Raw genomic sequence first — 1,087 nt, 5'->3', positions numbered from 1 at the left:
GGCAGAGTAAAACTTGAAGTGCGACATAAACCACCTAATTAATTTAAAGGGTTTATGGAGTATATAAAATTGTCATACCATCATCTTAACTTTGAAGATCGTACTGCATTAATGCTTGAGTCAAGAAAAGAAGGCTTTTCAGCCAGAAAATTTGCTGAACTCATTAAAAGACATTCTAGTACGATCTATCGTGAGCTTAAAAGAAATAGCATCAATGACGTTTATCAAGCTCAATATGCTTCTGATAACACCTTCGCTAGACGTAGACGTGGTCACAGAAAACTCAAAATCGATTCAATCCTCTGGAAATTTATTGTTGAAGCGATCCGTTGTTTATGGTCTCCTCAGCAAATAGCAAAGCGTTTAAAGACATTTCCTGATTTGGATCAAACAATGAATGTAAGCCATACAACGATTTATTCAACGATACGAGCATTACCAAAGGGTGAGTTGAAAAAAGACTTATTATCCTGTCTGCGTCATGAAAATAAAAAGCGAAAAGCTAACGGTGAACCTAAAAAAGATTCTATATTACAGGATATTAAAACTATTCATGAGCGCCCAGCCGAAGTTCAAGAAAGAAAAATACCGGGTCATTGGGAAGCTGATTTAATTAAAGGTAAAGACAATAAAAGTTCGATAGCAACACTTATTGAACGAAATACACGGCTCTGTATCTTGGCAACATTACCTGATGCAAAGGCAGAATCAGTGCGCAAGGCTTTAACTGAAGCTCTGAAATATTTACCTGCAGAACTGCGTAAAACGTTGACCTATGACCGTGGACGCGAGATGGCAGAACATAAAATACTTGAAGAAGATTTAGGCATAGATGTATATTTCTGTGACCCACATTCACCCTGGCAAAAAGGCACATGCGAAAATATGAATGGTTTAATTAGGCAATATTTACCTAAAGGGATTGATTTAAATCAGGCAGATCAGCATTATTTAAATCAAGTTGCCATGTCACTGAATACTCGTCCTAGAAAAGCGTTAGATTGGCTTACACCATTAGAGAAATTTGCTCAGCTTGTTGATTATCATAAGACTTTTCAAACTGTCGCACCTCATGTTTGAATTCGCC

At 37.0% G+C, this 1,087-nt stretch carries 1 protein-coding gene; it reads left to right on the top strand.

Translation table 11 applies throughout. The features are described from left to right. Nucleotides 1-111: 111 nt before the first annotated feature. Entirely contained in the window at nt 112-1,080 is a 969-nt protein-coding gene (locus tag VXP95_RS15475) for an IS30 family transposase (RefSeq protein WP_416712354.1), read from the top strand. The last annotated feature ends 7 nt before the right edge of the window (nt 1,081-1,087 follow it).

Origin of the sequence: Acinetobacter sp. 226, from assembly GCF_048147925.1 — a bacterium.
GTDB classification, from domain to species: domain Bacteria; phylum Pseudomonadota; class Gammaproteobacteria; order Pseudomonadales; family Moraxellaceae; genus Acinetobacter; species Acinetobacter pecorum.
The sequence above is the reverse complement of the archived record's forward strand: the minus strand, read 5'-3'. Positions and strand labels throughout refer to the sequence as shown.

Coding starts and splice junctions, on each gene's coding strand:
- VXP95_RS15475 (WP_416712354.1), top strand. CDS start 112: ATGCTTGAGTCAAGAAAAGAAGGCTTTTCAGCCAGAAAATTTGCTGAA.